This is a genomic window from Clostridium sp. L2-50 (assembly GCF_000154245.1).
Taxonomy (GTDB): Bacteria; Bacillota; Clostridia; order Lachnospirales; family Lachnospiraceae; genus Coprococcus.
In genome coordinates, this window is the sequence record NZ_DS480321.1 from 136074 (window position 1) to 159437 (window position 23364).

The window sequence follows — 23364 nt, forward strand, 5'->3', positions numbered from 1 at the left end:
TTTCATCTGCCCGAATTGTCCACATTTATAATGTAAAAATCCGGTTAGATAACCCTACTCTGTCGCCATTATACATTATTTATTTCCAAAATAAAAGCCATTTACAAAAACTTGATAAAAATAAAAAAATACTGCGCCATAATAACCCTGATGTCGCAGCGTAGTATTTTATCATTATGTAAAACATTTATAAAAGAATCCGCCATTTCCTTGAAATGCTAAAACTGGGATGGTAAAATTTTTATAATATAATTCGTGGAGGAAACAATATATGCTTCAGTTAAAGAAGATTGTGAAGGACTATCAGACCGGAGATGAAGTGGTAAAGGCGTTAAAAGGCATTTCCATTAATTTCAGAAAGAATGAATTCGTATCGGTACTTGGTCAGTCCGGCTGTGGTAAGACAACGCTTCTTAATATTATAGGCGGACTTGATCAGTATACGAGTGGTGATCTGGTTATCAATGGCAGATCAACAAAAGAATTCAAGGCAAGAGACTGGGATTCATACCGGAATAATTCGATCGGTTTTGTATTCCAGAGTTACAATCTGATTCCGCATCAGACGGTTCTCGCAAATGTCGAGCTGGCGCTGACCTTATCCGGTGTATCCAAATCCGAGCGTAGAAAACGTGCAAAAGAGGTGTTGGAAAAGGTTGGTCTGGGCGATCAGATCTATAAGAAGCCGAATCAGATGTCCGGTGGACAGATGCAGCGAGTAGCGATCGCCAGAGCATTGATCAATGATCCTGATATCCTGCTTGCAGATGAGCCGACCGGAGCCCTGGACTCCGAAACCAGTGTCCAGATCATGGAGCTGTTAAAGGAGATCGCAGAAGAAAAGCTGGTCATCATGGTAACACACAATCCGGAGCTTGCAGACAAATATTCTACAAGAATCGTGAAGCTGTTAGATGGTAAGATCATAGATGATTCCGCACCATTTTCAGATGAAGACGAAGCGAAAGAATCAGAAGAAGCATATGCACCGAGAAAGACATCTATGTCTGTATTTACGGCATTTTCCCTCAGCTTTAATAACCTGCTGACGAAGAAAGGACGAACCCTTTTAACGGCATTTGCCGGAAGTATCGGTATCATCGGTATCGCGCTGATTCTGTCATTATCCAGTGGATTCCAGGGCTATATCAATGATGTGCAGGAGGAAACCCTGTCATCCTATCCAATCGAGATCCAGAAAAAGGCAATGGATTATTCTGACCTGATCTCGGAAATGGCGGGTAATACAAAGGAAGAAGATCTGAGTGATCATGACCCGGATCGTGTATACTCTGGTGATGTCATGGGCGATATGATGGTGTCCATGCTCTCAGAGGTAAAGGAAAACGATCTGGAAACATTTAAGAAATATATTGAAGATGATACAAATGGATTCAAGGATATCGTGAGTGATATCAAGTATACCTATGATACTCCGATGTATGTATTTAACGAAAATGCAGCAGGCGGTACACAGCAGGTAAATCCAAGTATCATGATGCGAGAGATGGGATTTGGCGATATGGAAGAATCCCAGAAATCCCTGTCAGGCTTCATGTCGGCATTCAGTTACGGAAATAATTCCATGGATATGTGGAAGCAGTTAATGAGTAATCGGGAGCTGTTGGAACAGCAGTACGATGTGCTTGCAGGACACTGGCCTCAGAATAAAAATGAAGTTGTACTGGTCGTTGATAAGAATAACGAGATCAGTGATTTTACCTTATATACATTAGGTGTCAGAAATGCTTCTGATCTTGGAGAGATGGTTCCGAAGATCATGGCAGGTAAAGATTACGATGCACCGGAGGAAATGAGCTTCTCCTATGATGATCTTTTAAATCTCAAATTCAAGCTCATTCTGCCGAGTGACATTTATCAAAAAAATGCAGACGGAACATGGGCAGACAAGAGTTCCGATGAAGATTATATGGCAGATGTGATCAGCAAAGGTCTGGATATTCAGGTTTGTGGTATCATCCGTCAGAGCGAATCCTCTTATGCAGCATCGATCGATGCGGGAATGATCGGTTATACCGCTGAACTTGCAGAGTATGTTGTATCCGAAAATGAAAAATCGGAGATCGTAAAACGGCAGCTTGACAATCCGGATACCGATGTATTTACAGGACTTCCGTTTTCAAACGGAGAAGATATCGACATGAGTCAGGTGGACATGCAGCAGATCGTTGCATCCATGAACCTGTCAGAGGAACAGCAGGCATATATTTCACAGATGTCTGATGAGCAGTTATTTGAAATGTTAAAGGAACAGGGCTATTTTGCACAGTCTACCGCAACCTATGATGATAATATCGAGAAGCTTGGATTTGCGGATCTGGCAAAGCCGTCCGTTATCAGCCTGTATTGTTCAGAATTCGCGGACAAGGATAAGCTGACAGATCTGATCGACAAATATAATGATTCACATTCAGACAGCGAGATCACTTATACCGATTATATCGGGCTGATGCTATCTTCCGTTACGAAGATCATCGATGCGATCACTTATGTATTGATCGCATTTGTAGCTATCTCGTTGATCGTATCATCGATCATGATCGGAATCATTACCTATATCTCTGTACTGGAGAGAACGAAGGAGATCGGTATTCTTCGAAGTATCGGAGCGTCGAAAAAGGATATTTCCCGTGTGTTTAACGCAGAGACATTTATTATCGGACTGGTATCCGGTGCGATCGGTATTCTGGTTACGGTGCTGTTAAATATCCCGATAAGCAAGGTGATAGAGAAATTTGTAAATGTGCCAAATGTATCTTCACTTCCGGTAAAGGGTGCGGTGATCCTTGTGATCATTAGTGTTGTGCTTACTTTGATCGGCGGTCTTATCCCATCTAAGATGGCAGCGAAGAAAGACCCTGTAATAGCACTTAGAAGTGAGTAACAGATAATTGTGAAATTAAAAATTATAAGTTATATATGAACAGTTTGAATTACCAAAACAGTGGCATTTGAGTCCGCCGGTCCTTAGATGGTGCATTAGCAGCATCTTAGTACCGTTGCAGGGCTAACTGAGACCTTAGCGAGGTTTACCGAGGTTAGTTCGAAGTTACACAGTGGGGAAACGAGCGGAAGCGTCCACTGGTTGGTAATGTCAATACTGTTCATATAAAAAAGAGAATATTTAATTCACAATTATCTGTCATGATAGAAAGGAGCGAGGCGGCATGAGTGCATATGTTGAGTTTAAGGATGTTAAGAAAATATATAAGACCGGCGAGGTTGAGATCCATGCTCTGCGGGATGTGAACTTCGAGATTGAAAAAGGAGAATTCTGTGTCATTGTTGGAGCGTCAGGAGCGGGAAAGACAACGATTCTGAATATCCTGGGCGGAATGGACACGCTGTCCGGCGGCAGTGTATATCTGGACGGAAAAGAAATCTCCGGGCTGAACAAGCGGCAGCTTACGGCATACAGGAGATATGATGTAGGATTTGTATTTCAGTTCTATAATCTGGTGCAGAATCTGACGGCACTGGAAAATGTAGAGCTTGCGGCACAGATCTGTAAGGACCCGTTAGATGCGGCAACGGTATTAAAGCAGGTAGGGCTTGAGGATCGTATGGCAAATTTCCCTGCACAGTTATCCGGTGGAGAGCAGCAGCGGGTAGCGATCGCCAGAGCACTTGCAAAGAATCCGAAGCTGCTTTTATGTGATGAACCGACCGGTGCGCTGGACTATAATACAGGAAAATCCGTACTCAAATTGCTTCAGGATACCTGTAGGAACACCGGAACTACGGTTATCGTTATCACACATAATCAGGCACTTACAGCAATGGCAGATCGTGTGATCACAGTTAAGAGCGGAACAGTAGAGAAGGTTGTTCTGAATGATAACATTAAAAATGTAGAAGATCTGGAATGGTAGGTATGTCTTATGAAATCAATGATGCGTCGTACGACATTTCGAGAAATTAAAAACAGTTTTGGACGGTTTGCAGCGATTCTCGCGATCATAGCGTTAGGTGTTGGTTTCTTTTCAGGCCTGAAGATGACCAAGCCGGCTATGGTAAAGACGATTACGGATTTCCTCAGTGATTCGGAATTCTATGATCTGCATCTGGTGTCTACGCTTGGCTATACAGATGAGGATGTGGAAGCATTTGCGGGTGAGGATGATGTCCGGTATGCAGAGGGCAGCTATTCATTTGATGTGCTTTATGATGGTATGGGTGATAATGAACGTGCACTCAAAACCTTGTCATTGCCGGAGCATGTGAATGACATCCGTCTGGTGGATGGCAGACTGCCGGAAGCGGATGATGAATGCGTAGTGGATGACAAGCTGACAGATGTGAGAATCGGTGATGTCATTACCGTGGCAGATACGAATGGTGATGCCACTGAGACAAAGCTCCGCTATAGGAAATTTACGGTTACTGGAACCGTACAGTCCTCCCTTTATATTAATTTTGAACGTGGAACGACTACTCTCGGGACCGGTAAATTAAGTGGATTTGTATATATGAAGCCGGAAGCATTTGACTGTGAATGCTACACTGACGTCTATGTCAGGTTTGATCAGGACTATGCGTTATACGATGATGCGTACGATACCTATATGGACGAGAAAAAGGATGCCTGGGATGCTATCTGTCATGACCGTGTTACGAAACGATATCAGGCGCTTTTGATGCAGACCGGGCTTACCGAAGATATGGTTGCCGGCGTAACCATAGATGACGCACCGGATGTCAGTTATTATATTCTTGGCAGGGAGACGAATGTCGGTTATGTCTGTTTTGAGAGTGATTCCGATATCGTGGATGGTGTAGCAAAGGTATTTCCGGTGTTCTTTGTATTGGTTGCTGTGCTTGTCTGTATGACGACGATGAATCGTATGGTCGAGGAACAGCGAACAATGATCGGAATGCTAAAGGCACTTGGATACAGTGAGCATACGATCATGAGCAAATATATGATCTATTCAGGGCTGGCAGCAGTTATCGGATGTATAGGAGGCTTTTTTGCAGGAACGTATGCATTCCCACGGGTAATCTGGAAAGCATATCATATGATGTATCTGAATATTAGCTTAAAATATATTGTAGACTGGAAGCTGGCAGGAATTGCTATGCTGGTATCTCTGGCATGTTCGGTAGGAACGACATGGTTTACCTGCCGGTATGAGCTGTCGGAGACTGCGGCAGGTCTGATGCGGCCGAAGGCACCGAAGGCGGGCAAACGTGTATTCCTTGAGAAAATATCATTTGTATGGAAACGATTAAAATTTCTGCATAAGGTATCGGTTCGAAATATCTTTCGGTATAAGAAGCGTTTCTTTATGATGGTAATAGGAATCAGCGGATGCACAGCCCTGCTTCTGACCGGATTTGGTATCAATGATTCGATCGCCGGCTTTGCAGATCGTCAGTATGATGAGATCCAGATCTTAGACGGAACGATGACCCTTGCAGAGAGTGTTGATGATGTAAAGAAAACGAATGCAGCTTCTGAGGAAAATCAGAAGGATCAGCAGGAAGCAACGCAGACGGGTTCGGAATCAGCGGCAGCCGGTGATCTGTATGATAAATTAGACAAATATATGCAGGACTATGATTTTGTTGGTGAGACAAGCTGGGATCTGATAGAGTCCGATGGCATTAAGAGCATTAATCTAGTTATTATGAAAGAACCGGAGCATTCGGACAAATATATGGATTTTCACAACAGTAAGAATGAGAAGGTCGCATATCCGGGCAAGGATGAGGCGGTTATCAACAGTGCTTTGGCAACCCGGTATGATCTGTCCGTTGGGGATACCATTACGATCCGGAACAGTGATATGAAAGAGATCAAGGCAAAGATTTCCGGCATCTTTGAAAATTATGTATATAATTATGTATATCTGTCGCCGGAAACATACATGGATCAGATGGGAGAAGCTCCGGTATATCATTCCGTCTATTTCAATCTGAAGCCTGATATGGATGCACATGAAGTGGCTGCCGATCTTATGAAAGAAAATGTAGTTTCTGCAGTAGTCGTGAATGGAGATATGCGCGAACGTATCAGCAATATGATGAAGAGTCTGGACTATATCGTTCTGGTCGTTATCCTGTCGGCGGCAGCACTGGCATTTATCGTGCTGTATAACCTGACAAATATCAATATTACAGAACGAATCCGGGAGATTGCAACCGTAAAGGTGCTTGGATTTTTCAGAAATGAAACCTCATCTTATGTGTTCCGTGAAAACTGGGTGCTGACGGCAATCGGAATAGCGGTCGGTCTGGTGCTCGGAGTATTTCTGCATAGCTTTGTTATGGATCAGATCCGTGTGGATATGGTTTCATTTGACACTTACATTTCACCGCTTAGTTATGTGTACAGCATTATTCTGACGTTTGCTTTTAATGGCTGTGTCAACCTGTTCATGTCGGTGAGACTGGAGCGGATCAATATGGCAGAATCCCTGAAATCAGTGGACTAAGGGAAAGCGTAAAAATGAAATCATGAAATATAGAAAACAGATACTGTATTGCGGTTGATGCAATGAAAAAAATACCATAAAGAACTGTGGGTGAACAAAAAGCCCGCAGATAGAAAAATATACAAATAAAAATATAGTGGCAGGAGGAAGAAAAAATGACAGTTACAAATGATATTAAGTACATCGGTGTGAATGACCATGAGATCGATCTGTTTGAGGGACAGTATATTGTGCCAAATGGCATGGCATATAATTCTTATGTGATCATGGATGAGAAGATTGCCGTTATGGATACGGTGGATCAGAATTTTACGGATGAATGGTTAGCAAAGCTGGAAACGGAGCTTGCAGGCCGGACACCGGATTACATCGTGGTTCAGCATATGGAGCCGGATCATTCGGCGAATCTTGCAAATTTCATGGAGAAGTATCCGACAGCAACAGTTGTTGCAACAGCGGCAGCATTTAACATGATGAAGAACTTCTTTGGAAAAGATTATGCTGATAGAAGAATGATGGTGAAAGAGGGAGATACCTTATCACTTGGAAAGCATGAGCTGACATTTGTCATGGCTCCGATGGTACACTGGCCGGAGGTTATGATGACCTATGACAGCACAGATAAGGTATTATTCTCCGCGGACGGCTTCGGCAAATTCGGAGCCTTGGATGTAGAGGAGGACTGGGCATGTGAGGCTCGCCGTTACTACATCGGAATCGTAGGAAAGTTCGGTGCACAGGTTCAGGCATTGTTGAAGAAGGCAGCAGGACTGGATATCCAGATCATCTGTCCGCTTCATGGACCGGTTCTGACAGAGAATCTCGGATATTATATCGGTTTATATGATACATGGTCATCTTATGGAGTAGAAACAGACGGTGTAGTGATCGCTTACACATCTGTCTATGGACATACAAAAGAGGCAGCAGAGCTTCTTGCAAAGAAGCTGACCGAAAAGGGATGCCCAAAGGTAGCAGTCAATGATCTTGCCCGCTGTGATATGGCAGAGGCAGTAGAGGATGCGTTCCGTTATGGCAAACTGGTGCTTGCAACAACGACCTATAACGGTGACATTTTCCCATTTATGAGAGAGTTCATCAATCACCTGACAGAGCGTAATTTCCAGAACCGCACGATCGGTCTGATCGAGAATGGCGCATGGGCTCCAATGGCTGCAAAGGTTATGAAGGGTATGTTTGAAAACAGCAAGAATCTGACATTTACTGATACAACAGTTCAGATCAAGGCGGCATTAAATGACGCAAGCCTTGCACAGATCGATGCACTGGCAGATGAACTGTGTAAATAATCGATTCTTATATAGAAGTATTGTTCTACCACTATGATAAAGAGGTCGTACATATAAATGACAGAATGGAGAAGCTATGAATCTGGTAAAAATCTGTGGAATCACAGAAGAACAGGAAGTTGAATATGTAAATGAAGCCGGCGTGGATTTTATGGGAATGGTGATGTTCTTTCCGAAAAGCAAGCGGAATATCACAGTAGAAAAAGCATCTTCCCTTATAAAAAAACTGAACCCTGCGGTCACATCCGTAGCGGTAACGGTAGAACCGACGCTCGATCAGATCCGGGAGATCGAAGCTGCCGGAATCCAGATGATCCAGATTCATGGGGATATCAGCCAGGAACTGCTGCAGGAGATCCATATTCCTGTTATCAAAGCATTTAATGTACATGATCTGTCTTCTTATGAGAAATATCATCAGGCTGATATAGTAAAAGGATATATCTTTGATGCACAGACACCGGGCAGTGGGAAGACCTTTGACTGGTCTGTACTTTCCGATATTCCGCACGATGAGAAGTTTGCACTTCTTGCTGGTGGTTTAAATCCTGACAATGTGGCAGAGGCATTTGCCGCAACTCATGTGGATGGTGCAGACACCAGCTCCGGTGTGGAGAACGACACCGGAATCGGCAAAGACCGGGAGAAGATCCTGAGATTTGTGGAGAATGTGAAGAATCAGTAGAAGATGTATTATTTCAGGCACTCTGTGGGCAGTGATACGTTTTTGAGCAGACATTGGTTATTTTCATTGACTGCTTGAAAGGTATCATGCTTATAGGGTGCTGTTTTATTGTGCGATTTGCAGCAATGCTTTTCGTATGTCATCCAGATAATTTCTTCCGACCGTCTGGGTCTGTTTATTTGCAAGATAGATCGTGGAGCCGGATAAGGAGGTGACATGATTTATATTGACAATGCAGGATTTGTGACACCGTATAAATGGTTCGGGCAGATGCTGTTCCATGTTTTTCAGCGAGGTTCGTTCTGTGTATAAGCCGGAAGCTGTTGTGATGCAGCAGTCATGCCCCAGCCTGCTTATGGAAATGATATCATTGAACGGAATCCGTGTGATGTTATTGTCCTTATGCAGGCAATAATAGTCTGAAGAATGCAGTGAAATATACTGATCCAGGCAACGTTCGATCGCTTCAGGTGAAACAGGTTTTAATAAATAGTTGATCGCCTGTGCCTGATATCCGTCAAAGACATATTCACGGAAGGCTGTAAGAAAAATAATATCTCCTTGATATCCGTTTTTCCTTAATTGTGTACAGATATCGATTCCATTTTTGATGTGATCATCGGCAGGTATATTCGTGTCGGCATTTTTCAGTTCAATATCGGAAAACAGCAAATTACAATCTTTCATAAATGCTGATCCTAAAATAGAAGTTTCATCGTGAAACCATTTGACAGAAACAGCATATTCCTTTTTCTCAGCCCAGTTATGTATAACTTCCGCTAATTGTTTATAATGTTTTGGAATGTCTTCCAGTACAGCGATATTTATATTCATCCGATTGGTTCATCCTTTCATTTAAGTGGCAATAATATCTGGATCATAAAGGTATCCGTCGTTGGTTGAATGTTAAAAATACCGTTATGATCGTTTACAATACTTTGGATTCTCGACAGCCCCAATCCATGTTCGGGTGTATCCTCTATGGTTTTCGTTGATAGGAAATGATTCTTCTTATCTATTCTGTAATATCCATTTGTCCGGTTGCTTATGACGATGGAAAGCATATTCTGAAATGGTTTCATCGAAAAATCAATCGAGCGTTGTTCTGTTTCCGGAAGCTGTTCACATGCTTCGATGGCATTGTCAAATAAATTACCAAGTAAGGAACATAATTCAATATCCGATAGCGGAATGCTGTCCGGCAGAAATACCGAGTATTCAACCTGAATCTGTGCAGATTTACATTGAATCAGTTTATTTGTGAGGATGCTGTCTACCGTGGAGTTGCCGCTCGCAAGAATGTAGTGGTTGTTATTTACGGTTGCGGTCAGGTCCCGGATAAATGCCTCTGCTTCCGGATATGCATGATTTACCATCAGGGCGTGAAGGGTGTCCAGATGATTGCTGATGTCATGCTTCAGATAGCGAAGCTCTGATATGGAGCTGATGATCTGGTCGTATTGCTTACGCTCCATTTCTGATAGGAGCTGTTGTCTGGACAACTGGATATTTTTCTCACGTTCTATGCCGAGATGGTACAGGTATATTGTCAGGGAGACAAATAAGATCAAGATCAGGAAACAGATGGCAGACAGAAGATCTGCATAGGTTTCCGGGCTTCCGGTATGGATATTTACCTGACCGGCAACGATAAGATTTTCAATCACGATGCATAAGACTGACAACAGAACGAAGATTATTTTTTCTGTTCGTGAGAGCTTGAAGGCTCTGGATGAGAAACAGAGCAGAATGGATGTCAATACCGTAAGGGTCAGAAGATACAGGATTGTAACCGGGCTTTGTACTGCATGATCCGTCAGCATCCCATCGGCATCTGTGTGCAGCCATTCCACAGGGAATATGGTCGCTGTGAATTTGGAAGCAAGTTCTACTATGCAGAATATAACGACCCAGAACAGATTGCTGATCTGGAACGTAAAGAATATACAGGTATACAGGTAATGTAAGACCAATAGTATAGTCAGGGATTTGATGATAACGGGAGCCTGCATGACATCCAGTAATAAGGCACATTCTGCCAATACGAGAACCGACAGGATCTGTAACAGATAAGAATATCTGAAGCTTCGCCGGTTTAATTTTCCATTTGCAAGTATCAGAAAAAGAAATGATACCCAGATATTTATAATAAATTCTGCAATATAGTCACTCAAAAATATCCCCTCGCTTTTCCATATCGTTTATATCCATTTCGATAAATCTACACTTCTACAATATTTATTGTAACATACCAGCCTTTCCTGTGAAGACTATAATTTCATTTCCGTATGTTGTTTGCATCCGGCAGGATGTTGTTTGCGCCGGCGCGTCTTGAACAGGGGAATGTGGATGATATGATGATGAAAAACCATTTACCTGCAAGGGATGATTTTTCAAGTGTATGGGGTGAGAGGTGGCTGCAAAATCATTTACTTGCATGGTTATTTAGGAAGGAGGGCATATCTATGATATTCGGACATGTATTAAAGAAACACATAAGCATGAATCCTGTCATATCCGGGTTGTTATTGTTGGGCGTTGTCATATGTGTATATTGCATCAGTATCATGCTGGGTTTGGCAGTTGGACAGTATCAGTTGGCTACCTGTAGCAATACGGAAGCATCTCTGACGATCGATATAGACGAGAAAAACGGTATAAATATGGATGAGATGTCTGCATATCTGAACAGCATCTCAAAAAAAGGGATGGTAAATGTATTATATTTCACAAGGTTGGAAAGTAAAAAAATATTGGTAGGCTGGGATGGAACAAAAGGAAACAATTGGTTTCCAATTACTTCAGGAAGTTTTTTTAACAAAGAGGAACAGGCAGCAGGTGAATATGTTGGTTTTGTATCTGATAATATGAAAAATGCAATAGCCGGAAGTGGAAGTTTTGAGGCAGGAGAGCATACATATGAAGTAATTGGTATGGGCTGGATCGTTCCATGGTCCTTCGCTTCAGCCAGATCATCACAGTCACAGATCGACATTTTAGGGGAAGAAGCCGGTGAGGAAATGCAATATATGTTGATCCCATATAAATGTTATAAAGAAGAATTTCAACCGGAACAGATACTGGCGCAATTCAATTATGCATCTTATGAGGTTTTGCAGAAATATGCAGAAAAAATACAGGATATGTTTCCATCGACGCGGGTATATTTACCCGATAGCAATTCCAATGATGTGCTGGAAGAAGGACGGACGCAATATGAAATACTTGCATTTCTTTTGTGTATGATCGCCGGGATAACAGTGATCAGACTCATGGCAGAGTGGATCACAACTTATAAAAAAGAGATCACCGTTTTGTGGTTGTGCGGGATGCCAAAAGTACGGTGTATGTTATTGATATATGGACACTGGCTTTTATATTATGGCGTTGGCAGTATCATTGCGATTATTCTGCAATATCTGACATTTCCATTACTTCAATATGTCTATGGAAATGCATTCCCAATGCCTGACAGCCTGATATATATATTAGCTGTTATGTTTGGATTTTCGATATTATGCACGTTAAGACCGATGGGAAAGGTGGTTCGTTTATATACAAAGGGGGAGATCGTATGAATTTTCTTCGGATATGCAGGTATTTATATACAAAGAAGTTGTTTGGGGAGATTGTTTTATTCATTCAGTTGATATGTATGCTTGAAATGTCATTTGTTGTATTAAAACCGGTCGATTCATATCTGATGGAGAAAAAGCAGGTAAAAGCGGCATATACATTAGACTTTGATTCTATGGTTCATTTTAGCAAGAATAATTCAATATATGCGCAGGAAATGGCCGGAAATGGAACTGCGGCAAAAGAGATTTATGAGCTGCTGCGGGAGTCGAACGGTGTGAAAAAAGTAGATCGATGTGCATTTGAAAATGGTATTTATATGCAGACGGATGGGAAGATGTGCAGCGCAAATCTGGTTATGTATTCAAGCGAAATGTTAGATATTATCAGATTAAATATAGAACCGGAAATTCAGGAAAATGTATCAGCAGGATGCATTCCTATATTGGTTAGCAGTTCAATGGCAGAGGAATTACCGGTTGGAACAAGGACAGAAATCAGTCTTGCTTTTGATGATACAATAAAAATATCATGTGAAGTAGCAGGCATCTTGCAGAGAGACAGTGCAGTTCCGGTGGTTTTTAGTTACGGAGATACCATGGAATTGGGAGATATGGCAGTTCCATCGAAAGATTTATCGGAATACAGATTTATTGTATTTGGCAAGGCTATGGATGAATTATTTGATCATTTGACAAATGTTAATTTCCTGATAGAACCGGAAGAACATGTATCGGGAGAAAATCTGGCAACCTCTTTGCAAAGTAAAATGAGAAATTATGGAACTTTAAATACTTACCGTACGATAGCAGCAGGAGCTTTTAAGAATATGCTGGAAGAAAATGCATGGTATGTGCTTGCATTTGCTTTGTTGACCTTGATCGCAGTGTTTGGATATGGAGGGTATCTGTATCTTATGATCGCACAGAAGAAAAATGAGTTTGCGGTATTTTATATATTAGGAATGACAAGAAAGAAGATGATAGCGGTTATTTTCTCATCCGGTGCAATTTTGCTGGCAGTGTCATTTGGAATAGCGGCACTTTTATATCCATGGTTTACAAAAACGGTATTAAAAATACAGGAGAGTTACGGATACACAGGGATATTTAGTTATGGATTTTCAGCAGGTGTGCTTTTGTTCATTCTGCTATTGAGCATATGGATGGGATTCCGGCGAACCGGAAAACAGGCAGAGATCGAATTATTAAAGGGTGGTGACTGATATGATCGAATTAGAAAAGATTGAAAAAATATATAATGCAGGAAAAGCAACCGAGACGCATGCATTAAAGGATATTAATCTGAGAATAGAAGAGGGGGATATGGTTGCCATTACGGGACCTTCCGGTTCCGGAAAATCAACTCTGCTGCATATTATTGCGGGAATTGATTCGCCGAGTTCCGGAGAATATCGTTTTTGTGGGAAACTGGTTTCTGATATGTCTGATAAAGAAAGATGCAGAATACGCAATCAAAAGATAGGGATGATCATGCAGGATTTTGGACTTCTTGGAAACGATACAGTTCTGCGAAATGTATGTCTGCCCGAAGTGATCGGAGGACGATATAACCGCAAATTTGAAAATAAAGCAAAGGAGATATTGTCGGCTGTCGGGCTTTCAGGACTAGAGCAAAAAAAGACAAATCAGTTATCCGGTGGACAAAGACAGAGGGTTGCGATCGCCAGAGCATTGGCAATGGATGCAAAAATAATCATTGCAGATGAACCAACGGGAGCGTTAGATTCTGAAAATACCGATAGTCTTATGGATTTATTGTTGGAACTAAACAGACAGGGGATAACGATCATTATCGTATCGCATGATCCAAAGGTTGCGATGCGGTGTCCGATCCGGTACAGGATAGAGGATGGAAGAATTGAATGAGTATATTTATCACCTGAAAATTGTTGAGTTTATAAAAATTACCACCTGAAAAATGTTATAGACGAACAAATTACCACCTGAAAAATGTTGATAAAATATAAATAAAAGCATATAATATTGGCATAACTGCTACGGATAAGTGCAAAGGTGGTATGAAGTTATGGAAAGAGATTTATTTATAAAGTTAGAAAAATGGAAGGATAAGAAAAAAAGAAAACCTTTAATTATCCAAGGTGCCAGACAAGTTGGAAAAACATGGATTATGAAGGAATTTGGTGCGCGATATTTTAAGAATACAGTATATATTAACTTTGATAATAATGAAATTATGAAAAGGGTATTTCAAATTGATTTTGATATTGCGCGTATTGTATCTGCTATTAAAATTGAGTATGGAAAAAGTTTTGAAGCAGCAGATACATTGATTATATTTGATGAAATACAAGAAGCGCCTGAGGCTCTTACATCGTTAAAATATTTTTATGAAAATGCACCACAATATGCCATAATTGCTGCAGGATCATTATTAGGAGTAGCACTTCATAGTGGTACTTCATTTCCTGTTGGAAAGGTAGACTTCATGCAGCTTTATCCTTTGAATTTCAGCGAGTTTTTATGCGCAAATGGTGAAAATGAGTTGGCAAAATTATTACAATCGCGTGATTATGAAATGATAAATGCCTATTCTATAAAATATACGGAGCTATTAAAAAAATATTACTATATAGGTGGAATGCCAGAAGTTATTCAAACATATTTAGATACAGATGACTTTAATGAAGTAAGAGAAATCCAGAAGAATTTACTGAAGTATTATGAAGAGGATTTTAGTAAGCATGCACCCAGAGATGTAATTCCAAGAATTATGATGGTATGGAATTCTATTCCGGCTCAGCTTGCAAAAGAAAATCGTAAGTTTATTTATGGTTGTGTGAGGGAAGGCGCCAGAGCAAAGGATTTTGAATTAGCAATCCAGTGGTTGGAAGATGCCGGTTTGATTATAAAAAGTTATCGTGTTAGTAAACCGGATATTCCTTTGATTGCATATATGGAGATGAGCAGCTTCAAGATGTTTATGATTGATGTAGGGCTTCTTGGGGCAAAGGGAAATATTGCAGCAAAAGTGTTGCTGGATGGGTGTAGAATTTTTGAAGAATTTAAAGGAGCATTGACAGAACAGTTTGTTGCACAGCAGTTAAAAGCAGCTGATAGAGAATTGTATTATTACTCTACAGAAAATTCCAGTGGGGAGATTGACTTTTTGATACAACAGGAGATGCAGTGTATTCCTATTGAGGTAAAAGCAGAAGAAAACCTACGAGCAAAGAGTTTGCGAGCTTTTTGTGAAAAATATAAACCTGAAATGGCAATACGATCTTCTATGTCGAAATTTAGAAAACAAGATTGGATGGTGAATGTTCCATTGTATATGCTGGATCAATTTCTCAGCACCCTATGAGTAACCATAGGGTGCTTTCAGAAATTTACTTCAACACCGTGCCATCTGCAAGAGTGATGGTGTAGCCGTTGAAATTGATCGTGCCATTATTGGTAAGGCTGCTGATCGTGCAGTTACCAGTCAGATTCCAGGTGCTTCCGGAATCAATCGTAACAACGGCATTGTCGGAGACAGCAGTACCACCATCGGCATTATCGATAATGTTGATCGTTCCGTTAAAGGTGCTGTTATCAGATAATGTCATATCAAGCGTGGAGATCGTATCCACAACGATATCACCGTCTAAGGTCTGGTCGCTTGCGGAAAATGTTACCTGTGCGCCATTTGCTCCAGCGGTACCCCAGCCATGGGAAGCGGAGTTGCCGCAAATATTCATCAGGTAGCTGTCGCTGTCTTTATTTGTGATCGTTCCATCGGAAAGAGAGATCACACAATTCGTATTTGTAATGTAAATATCGCTGCACGAGGATTAGAGTGGAAACGACTTACGAAATAATAGGTAGATGATATAGATGTACAGGAACTATTTAATTTACTTGTATTCTAAAAGGGAATCCTTAAACGAACTTTAAAACAGAGAAAAATACTGTCGGTGACAAGATAAAAATTCGCTTACCTGTATGCGCGGTTATAAAACAATCCGTTTCTTGTGTTGAAATACAAAAATGGAAGGATACATTACTATTATGCAGCAAGCCTTTTCTAACGCCGGTTCTTAGTGAGCCGCCAAAGGCGGGGAACTTAGCACCGTTGCGTTAGAATAGAGTGCAAACGTCTTGCGTAATAATGGGTAATGTGTTCTTCCATTTTTAAGATTCGGAAAAACGGATTGTTTTATAACTGTGCGTAAAAAAGAGCATAAAAAATCGGCGCGACAGGATTTGAACCTGCGACCTCTTCGTCCCGAACGAAGCGCTCTACCAAGCTGAGCCACGCGCCGAAAGAAAATCCATACTCAAATGTATGGATCTCAATACCTGTATTAGTATAAATATTTATTCTGAAAAAAGCAAGTGTTTTATTTGAAAGAATGAAAAATAATAAAAAAATGTGCAATACTAGCCGTTTGTCCAGTGTACAGTGCGCCAAAACAAGTGATATAATGAGTGAATAACCCCGGCAAGCAATTACACAGCATGCCTGCTAGCAGGCAAAGCTGTGTAATTATTTGCCGGGCAAACAGACATGAGCATGAAGGACGAAAGTCCGGAAAGCGAATGGCTGAGGCGATTTCGGGAGTTCGAAGAACGGAGAAATCGTAGTTATTCACGGAGAAGAAACATGAGCATGAAGGACGAAAGTCCGGAAAGCGAATGACTGAAGCGATTTCGGGAGTTCGAAGAACGGAGAAATCGTAGTTATTCACGGAGAAGAAATAAGCGGATGACAGCATGCCTGCTAGCAGGCAAAGCTGTGTAATTATTTACACTATATAAAAATTACGAAAGGAACAGCGGTTATGAACGGAAATCCATCAATAGAAAAAGGCGACTATATCAAACCGAAAAAAGCCTGGCGGTTGTTGAAGACGGCAGACGATGAGAACGTAACCGCATATATATTTGGAGTCAGCGGAACCGGAAAAAGTGAGTTGATCACCCATTATCTGGGTAAGAGAAAATACAACCTGTTCCATGCAGGAGAAATAACGGCAGAGGACCTTGAGATCCCGGAGGAAACAGCCAGAAAGATTGTTGTGATCGATGATATACATGAGCTTACATGGGAAGAAGATGATGAACTCCGAAACGCAATTTTTAATTTAATTATAAGAGAGGATATCTGGATGATCCTGGCAGGCAGATGTCCTGTTCCCCCATGGCTTTCAACACTGCGCTTCCGGGAAGGATTTTATATTATAGATGAAAGCATGCTTATTATGGATATGCCGTCAATCTTGAAATATATAGAACTGACACAGATGGTTCTGACTGAAGAGCAGAAGAAGCGACTGGCAAGAGAAACCTATGGTATGCCATTTGCATTAAGCGTAGCAACAACCATGTACTACGAACTGGGATATGAAAATGGATTGTCCGATCCGGAGTACGACGAGTACTCAAGAAAAGTAACAGAGCAGATGTGGAATTATCTGGAGTTCCATGTATACGATAATTGGGATATCCAGATGCAGGATTTTCTGATGAAAATATCGATCGTAGATACATTTACCATACGGCTGGCTGAGATGATCACGGGAGCGAATGATGCAGAGAATCTGATCGAGCATGCAAGATGGATGGGTAATTTCTTAGATGAACAGATGGGAGCAAACGGAGAAAAAATCTATAAGCTTCGAGATCATATGCGGTTATCCATGTTGCGCAGAATGAACAGAAAATATACAAAAGAACAGATAAAAAATGTATATGAAAATGCAGGATTGTTTTATCAGTTAGCAGGCAGACCTTTACAGGCACTTGAAATGTACGAGAAAGCAGACGCGATGGAACGAATGGTATCTATTCTGATCGATAATGCAAGAAAATCAGCAAACAGTGCGTATTATTATGAATTGAAGAAATATTATCTTGCGTTGTCGGAGGAGATCGTGAAGAAAAGTCCGGAGCTTATGTGTGGCATGAGTATGCTGCAATCGCTGTTGTTGAATCCGGAGGAAAGTGAACGCTGGTATTCGGAGCTGCAGGCATTTGCAGACAGTCATCAGGGCAGTATTCGAAAGGTAGCAAAGAATAATCTGCTGTATCTGGAGATCGGATTGCCTCATAGAGGTTCAGCAGATATGATAAGTATTATGAAGAATGCATATCGACTGGTATTTGACAGGCAGGCGACATTGGGCGAATTTTCAGTTACTTCTAACCAACCGTCTATGATGAATGGAGGGAAAGATTTCTGTGAATGGAGCAGAAGGGATCGCGAACTGGCAGGGAAGATAGGTAAGCTTGTGGAATTTGTTCTTGGCAAATACGGCAAAGGGCTGATCAATCTGGCATTGGCAGAGAGCTTTTTTGAAAAAGGCGAAGACAATTACGAGGTGGCTGTCCTTGCAAATAAAGGTCGTATGCAGGCAGAAGCCGGAGGCAAGATTGAACAGTGCTTTGTAGCTGACGGTATCCTTGCATGGCTTCATATTATAAACGGAAAAGTTCAGGAGGCAGAAGAAGTTCTCCGAAGCTTTTATGAGAAAGCTGAAAAGGAGGGGGCAGTAAAGCTGTTGCCGAACATACAGACATTTCTTGCCCGATGTGCACTGTATAAGGGCGAATGGGCAGAAGTAAACCGGTGGATGGATCAGACGGTAGATGAGAATGTGGAATTTTCAATCTATGACAGATTTATTTATCTTACAAAGGTTCGGGTATACATTCAACGAGGCAAATATGAACAGGCATACAGTTTATTGGTGAAGCTTCAATATTATGCCGAAGTCATGAAACGTACTTATATTCAGATCGAGTGCAGATTACTGATGGCGATCACGATGTATCGTATGGGAAATAAAGCCTGGCGGGAAGAATTGCAGGCAGGGATAAAGGAAGCGGCAGATTATCATTTTGTAAGAGTGATTTCCAGAGAGGGAGCAGCTGTCTATCCGCTGCTTCAAGCATTGCCGTTTGTACCGGAAGAGGTGGAAGATGATCCGAAACTTATAAAAAAGAATCGTCAGTATCATAGACAGGTGATGAAAGAGACAGAGAGTGTTGCAAGATCATATCCGGGATATCTGAAAATGGGAAAGGCAGAAGTCCGGATAAGTGAGACCGGTATCCGTATCATCAAACTTCTGGCAGAGGGATTCTCTAGGATCCAGATTGCGGAGCAGCTTAATATGACGGAGGCAAATGTAAAATATCATATGGCACAGACATATAAAAAACTGGGAGTAAAAGACAAAGCCGGCGCAGTTATGGAAGCGAAGAACAGGAATCTGATCTGATTCTGCATGTCATTTTTGGGGAAACAGCCTCGAAAATGGTAAAGAAATGGTAAAATAATGCAGAAAACAAGACATTTTTGCAAGGTGTATTGCAAATCCTGCGTTATTTATATAAACTAAACTATATATTGGTTTGGGGACAAATACAAAAGGGTTAAGGAGGAAAAAAGCATGGATGAGAAAGAAGTATACGGAAATGAGGTTCGCAAACTTCGTGACAGTATGGGTATGAATCGTAAAAAATTCTGCGATTATTATGGAATCCCATATCGTACCGTGCAGGATTGGGAGGCCGGAAAAAGAAAGATGCCGTCCTATGTGCTTCGGATGATGAAGTACGTTGCCGAGAAGGAACAGATGATAAGAGTATCATAAAGTTCCGATTAAAATGAAATGATCTGTATACAAGGGCAGTCAGAAAATGACAGACTTGTATGCAGATCATTTTTGCGTTATAAGAAGTAAGATGTTTTGCGGGTTTTGTTTGGAAGTACAGGAGTGGCAGATGCCATTTGGCTCTTGTGGCGGCATACCATTGAATTCTGATGGATGTCCATATATAATGGTGTGGAAAAAACGCCTAATGATAGACAAAGGCAGACTGTAGCACATAGGCCGAATTTGGAAACGGACAAGGAGATAAACAGATTTTTATGAGATTGAAAGAATATATACAGACAAAACGAATCATTGCAGACGGAGCATTTGGTACTTATTACATGTCATTATATGGAGATGGAAGTAAGCCGGAAAAAGGGCTTGCGATTTCAAATCTTCCGGAGCTTGCGAATATAACAGCACCGGAGCGGGTCATTGGCATCCACACCGAATACATAGAAGCGGGAGCACAGCTTATCCGCACGAATACATTTGCATCAAACACAAAGAGCCTTTTAAGTGATACAGAAGCGGTAAAAGAGAATATCCGGGCGGCAGTTACATGCGCGAAGGCAGCGGCAGAAAAGGCGGAGCATGAGATTTATATTGCAGGAGATATCGGCCCGATCCCCGCCGAGGGTGTACCGCATTCCGATAACCTGACGAAGGAATATATCATGATCGGAGAGACATTTATCGAGCAGGGAATCGACATTCTGTTATTTGAGACATTTCCGGAACTGGAAACGATTCTCCCGGCGATCGCATATCTGAAAGAGACACATGACTGTACGATTCTGGTACATTTCAGTGTCAATCAGTTCGGCTATAGCAATACAGGCCTGTCTGCGAAACGACTGATCGCGGATGCAGAGGCATGCAGATATATAGATGGCACCGGCTTAAACTGTGGTGTCGGACCGGGCCATATGAAGAAGCTGATCCGGAAGATATCGGCAGACGATGCTACATTCCTTTCGGTATTCCCGAACTCCGGTTATCCGAAATATCTGAATAACCGTCTGACCTTTACGGATAATGCAGAATATTTTGCGGAGAAAATATCAGAGATCGCAGAGTCAGGCATCTGCATCTTCGGTGGATGCTGTGGAACAACACCGGATTATATTCGGAAGATAGCAGCAGGGATATCACTGGATTATCCGGTTGGCAGCAGGGAAACAGTGGCAGAGGTAACTGTATCTTCGGAGAAACCGGCATATGGTTTCATGGAGCGTCGGGTGAAGGATCCGTCCCATAAGCTGGTTGCAGTCGAACTGGTTCCTCCGTTAAATGCAGATGATGAGAAGTTACTCGATGCAGCGCATATATTAAAGAATGCAGAAGTCGATGTCGTGACTTTCCCGGATTCTCCATCGGGAAGAACCAGAGCCGATTCGGTATTGATGGCAGAGAAGATAAGACTTGAGACAGGACTGTGCGTTATGCCGCATATTTGCTGCAGAGATAAGAATGCGATCGCGATCCGTTCCACGATACTTGGAGCAAGTCTGAACCATATCACGAATTTCCTTTTGCTGACAGGTGATCCGGTTCCCGTATTATTCCGTCAGACGACAAAGAGCGTGTTCAATTTCGACTCTGTAGGAATGATGAAGATCGTTCAGGAAATGAACAGTGATACATTTAGCGAGCACCCGGTTACATATGGCGGTGCAATCAATCATAACCGGATGAATACAAAGGCAGAGACAGAACGAATCCGAAGAAAGATGGCGGCAGGAGCAACATTTTTTATGACCCAGCCGATCTTTTCGGCAGAGCAGGCAGAGATTATAAGGCAGATGAAGAAAGAGACCGGAGCTACGATCCTTGTCGGACTGATGCCGCTTGTCAGCAGGAAAAATGCTGTCTTTATGAAGAATGAAATGACGGGTATCGAGATACCGGATTCAGTTATAGATCGTTACAGAGAGGATATGAACAGAGAAGAAGGAGAAAATTGTGGTATCCGGCTTGCCAGAGAATTCATGGCAATGACCGATGATTTTGCAGACGGATATTATTTTTCATTCCCATTTAACCGCGTTCATATGTTGAAAAAGATATTAGGATAATGATAGAAGTACGCCATTGCTAAGAATTTAGATGGTGGAAAGCTTACATGACAGATAAGACAGAAACAGAGGGATACAGATGAAGTCAGAAACGAAAAAAGGCACTCTGATGACAGAGGGAAGCATCGTAAAAAATATATTATTTTTTGCAATTCCACTAATATTAGGAAATCTGCTGCAACAGTTGTATAACACAGCAGATTCGATCATCGTTGGTAATTTTGTAGGAAAGAATGCACTTGCGGCAGTCGGCTCCAGTACATCGGTGATTTACCTGCTGATCGCATTCAGTCAGGGCGCTTCCGTAGGTGCAGGTGTTGTAGTTTCCCAGTATCTGGGCGCAAAGAAGAAAAAAGAGACAGAGGATGCTGTTCATACAGCCCTTGCGATATCTGTTATATTAGGCGTGATCCTTACGATCGGTGGTGTTCTGTTCAGCCGCAGACTTCTTTTGTGGATGCATACCCCGGAAGAAGTATTTGACGGCGCAGTTCTCTATCTGCAGATTTATTCTGGTGGACTGTTATTCAATGTTCTATATAACATGGCAGCAGGCATCCTGAACGCAGGTGGTAATTCGAAGCGTTCACTGATCTACCTTGCGTATGCATCGGTTACAAATATCATCCTCGATCTGGTTCTGATCCGGGGCTTTGGCATGGGTGTAGAAGGCGCTGCGATCGCAACAGATATCAGTCAGGTGGTATCAAGTGTTCTTGCGACCGGTTATCTGATACGCGTAAAAGCAGATTACAGAGTTTCTCTGAGAAAGATAAAGATACATAGACAGATGGCAGGACGTATCGTGAAGATCGGACTTCCAACCGGAATCCAGAATATGGTCATTTCCCTGTCAAATATCCTTGTGCAGTCCAGTGTGAACGGATTCGGAGCAGATGCGGTAGCGGGATTTGGCGCATATCTGAAGATCGACGGCTTCAATATCCTTCCGGTTATGAGTATCAGCATGGCAGTTACGACATTTACCGGACAGAATTATGGAGCCGGAAAGATAGACCGGGTAAAGAAAGGCATGTGGGTGACGATCGCGATGGGATTGATCTATACGATCACCACAGGAATCCTGCTTCTGGTATTTTCAGACCCGTTGATGCGGTTATTCACAAATGATGATGCAGTCGTCGCATACGGAGAACTGGCGATGAAGTACTTCTGCCCGTTTTATTTCATTTTAAGTATCATGCACGGTCTGGCAGGAACCATCCGGGGGGCAGGAAAGAGTGTACCGCCAATGGTCGTACTGCTGACATCTTTATGTCTGTTCCGTATCGTGTGGATTCAGTTTATCCTTCCTACTTTCCATGATATTGACGGAATTTTTGTCTTATATCCGGTCTCATGGGCGTTCGGAGCGGTTCTTATGGTGCTCTATGCATGGAAGGGAAAATGGCTGCCTGCGGGCATAACAGATAAGCAATCAGCTTAAATTAATAAATTAACTTAATCCTTGGCAAAATTTAATAAATATAACCCTGCCGTTTTGTTGACTTTTTTATGATAATGGCGTATGATGTGGTGAACTGGAACGTTTATGCCCTGGGGGTAGTCTGTTCATTTTAATAATCTGTAGAGTTGTACAGAGAGAAAGAATATTTAATGTAGGAGGAAG

The 23364-nt window shown here is 41.9% G+C and carries 16 protein-coding genes and 1 tRNA gene; 13 read left to right on the forward strand and 4 right to left on the reverse strand.

The window, feature by feature from the left end; all coding sequences use genetic code 11:
* Positions 1 to 271: 271 nt before the first annotated feature.
* The 5 genes from CLOL250_RS07915 to CLOL250_RS07935 all read left to right on the forward strand — a co-directional run bounded on the left by CLOL250_RS07915 (position 272) and on the right by CLOL250_RS07935 (position 8453).
* The gene (locus tag CLOL250_RS07915; RefSeq protein ID WP_008401791.1) at positions 272 to 2905 is read left to right on the forward strand and encodes an ABC transporter ATP-binding protein/permease; all 2634 of its coding nucleotides are present in this window, start codon (positions 272 to 274) and stop codon (positions 2903 to 2905) included.
* Between the two features lie 283 nt (positions 2906 to 3188).
* Positions 3189 to 3893, forward strand: coding sequence for an ABC transporter ATP-binding protein (locus CLOL250_RS07920; protein WP_008401792.1), 705 nt, complete (start codon positions 3189 to 3191; stop codon positions 3891 to 3893).
* A gap of 9 nt (positions 3894 to 3902) precedes the next feature.
* Positions 3903 to 6458 (forward strand): ABC transporter permease, encoded by a 2556-nt coding sequence (locus tag CLOL250_RS07925; protein WP_008401793.1) that lies wholly within the window; start codon positions 3903 to 3905, stop codon positions 6456 to 6458.
* A 155-nt stretch (positions 6459 to 6613) separates the two neighbouring features.
* Positions 6614 to 7768, forward strand: a complete 1155-nt coding sequence (locus CLOL250_RS07930; RefSeq protein ID WP_008401794.1) for an FprA family A-type flavoprotein — start codon at positions 6614 to 6616, stop codon at positions 7766 to 7768.
* Between the two features lie 76 nt (positions 7769 to 7844).
* Positions 7845 to 8453 (forward strand): phosphoribosylanthranilate isomerase, encoded by a 609-nt coding sequence (locus CLOL250_RS07935; RefSeq protein WP_008401795.1) that lies wholly within the window; start codon positions 7845 to 7847, stop codon positions 8451 to 8453.
* 105 nt (positions 8454 to 8558) lie between these two features.
* Here CLOL250_RS07935 and CLOL250_RS07940 read toward each other — a convergent pair whose 3' ends face one another.
* Both CLOL250_RS07940 and CLOL250_RS07945 read right to left on the reverse strand, forming a co-directional pair.
* On the reverse strand, positions 8559 to 9287 hold the full coding sequence (locus CLOL250_RS07940; RefSeq protein WP_008401796.1) for a LytR/AlgR family response regulator transcription factor: 729 nt from the start codon (positions 9285 to 9287) through the stop codon (positions 8559 to 8561).
* A gap of 17 nt (positions 9288 to 9304) precedes the next feature.
* Positions 9305 to 10627 (reverse strand): sensor histidine kinase, encoded by a 1323-nt coding sequence (locus CLOL250_RS07945; RefSeq protein WP_008401797.1) that lies wholly within the window; start codon positions 10625 to 10627, stop codon positions 9305 to 9307.
* Positions 10628 to 10918: 291 nt separating this feature from the next.
* On the opposite strand from CLOL250_RS07945, the gene CLOL250_RS07950 reads away from it, so the two are divergent.
* The 4 genes from CLOL250_RS07950 (at position 10919) to CLOL250_RS07965 (ending at position 15377) form a co-directional block, all read left to right on the forward strand.
* Entirely contained in the window at positions 10919 to 12031 is a 1113-nt protein-coding gene (locus CLOL250_RS07950) for an FtsX-like permease family protein (RefSeq protein WP_044945561.1), read from the forward strand.
* The gene (locus tag CLOL250_RS07955) at positions 12028 to 13254 is read left to right on the forward strand and encodes an FtsX-like permease family protein (RefSeq protein WP_008401799.1); all 1227 of its coding nucleotides are present in this window, start codon (positions 12028 to 12030) and stop codon (positions 13252 to 13254) included. The genes CLOL250_RS07950 and CLOL250_RS07955 overlap by 4 nt, the downstream gene beginning before the upstream one ends.
* A 1-nt stretch (position 13255) precedes the next feature.
* Positions 13256 to 13918: an ABC transporter ATP-binding protein gene (locus CLOL250_RS07960; RefSeq protein ID WP_008401800.1), complete on the forward strand. Its 663-nt coding sequence runs from the start codon at positions 13256 to 13258 to the stop codon at positions 13916 to 13918.
* A gap of 160 nt (positions 13919 to 14078) precedes the next feature.
* Positions 14079 to 15377 (forward strand): ATP-binding protein, encoded by a 1299-nt coding sequence (locus CLOL250_RS07965; RefSeq protein WP_008401801.1) that lies wholly within the window; start codon positions 14079 to 14081, stop codon positions 15375 to 15377.
* 25 nt (positions 15378 to 15402) lie between these two features.
* On the opposite strand, the gene CLOL250_RS07970 is transcribed toward CLOL250_RS07965, so the two are convergent.
* Both CLOL250_RS07970 and CLOL250_RS07975 read right to left on the reverse strand, forming a co-directional pair.
* Complete coding sequence (locus CLOL250_RS07970; RefSeq protein ID WP_044945563.1) at positions 15403 to 15807, reverse strand: hypothetical protein; 405 nt, start codon at positions 15805 to 15807, stop codon at positions 15403 to 15405.
* Positions 15808 to 16243: 436 nt separating this feature from the next.
* A tRNA-Pro gene (locus tag CLOL250_RS07975) sits at positions 16244 to 16317 on the reverse strand.
* A 519-nt stretch (positions 16318 to 16836) separates the two neighbouring features.
* Here CLOL250_RS07975 and CLOL250_RS07980 point away from each other — a divergent pair.
* The 4 genes from CLOL250_RS07980 (at position 16837) to CLOL250_RS07995 (ending at position 23181) form a co-directional block, all read left to right on the forward strand.
* On the forward strand, positions 16837 to 19278 hold the full coding sequence (locus tag CLOL250_RS07980; protein WP_008401805.1) for a LuxR C-terminal-related transcriptional regulator: 2442 nt from the start codon (positions 16837 to 16839) through the stop codon (positions 19276 to 19278).
* A 171-nt stretch (positions 19279 to 19449) separates the two neighbouring features.
* A complete protein-coding gene (locus tag CLOL250_RS07985; protein WP_008401806.1) occupies positions 19450 to 19653 on the forward strand; it encodes a helix-turn-helix domain-containing protein in 204 nt (67 codons plus the stop codon).
* Positions 19654 to 19931: 278 nt separating this feature from the next.
* Positions 19932 to 21734, forward strand: a complete 1803-nt coding sequence (locus CLOL250_RS07990; protein ID WP_008401807.1) for a bifunctional homocysteine S-methyltransferase/methylenetetrahydrofolate reductase — start codon at positions 19932 to 19934, stop codon at positions 21732 to 21734.
* 79 nt (positions 21735 to 21813) lie between these two features.
* Positions 21814 to 23181 (forward strand): MATE family efflux transporter, encoded by a 1368-nt coding sequence (locus CLOL250_RS07995; RefSeq protein ID WP_008401808.1) that lies wholly within the window; start codon positions 21814 to 21816, stop codon positions 23179 to 23181.
* The last annotated feature ends 183 nt before the right edge of the window (positions 23182 to 23364 follow it).